Source organism: Pantoea stewartii subsp. stewartii (assembly GCF_008801695.1).
Taxonomy (GTDB): Bacteria; Pseudomonadota; Gammaproteobacteria; order Enterobacterales; family Enterobacteriaceae; genus Pantoea; species Pantoea stewartii.
Map to the genome: position 1 here is coordinate 1 of NZ_VZPF01000234.1, position 490 is coordinate 490.

1 protein-coding gene is annotated in these 490 nt (G+C 39.0%); it reads right to left on the reverse strand.

Annotation, left to right across the window (positions count from 1 at the left end):
• The coding region (locus F7Q90_RS27535) for a hypothetical protein (RefSeq protein ID WP_249042849.1) at positions 1-141 on the reverse strand (141 nt) is incomplete at its 3' end.
• Between the last annotated feature and the right edge of the window lie 349 nt (positions 142-490).

Below are 490 nucleotides of genomic sequence, written 5' to 3' on the forward strand. Positions count from 1 at the left end.
TGCGAGATCGCCATACCCTAAATCATCCGCCAGAATAATAACTAAGTTCGGGCGCTTTGCAGTTGCCGCTTGGGCGGTTGATAATACACTTCCAGCGCATAGCACCAACCCTATCATACTGGCAACGACTGTTCTTTTCATTTCAACTCCTTTGAGTTATCGCACGGTCTGATTACGATATATTTGCCGATAGACCAGGCTGCGGAATACAGCCTAAATTAATTGCACTATTACATTCTATTTATCTTATATTTCTTCCATTAACATCGCTTTATTGCAGAAAATATTCACACATACTATAATATTAACGCCATAAATATATTTTGCGCTAAAAAAAACACACCTGAAGCAGTCTATAAAAAAAGGGACCGCGAGCGAGTGATACAGATCTCAAATACTGTTCATATGCCAGATATCACTTTGCAATGTCAATATATGTTGCTTTTTCAACGATAACCCCCTCATTTACTGACAACAAGTCGTTTTTGCG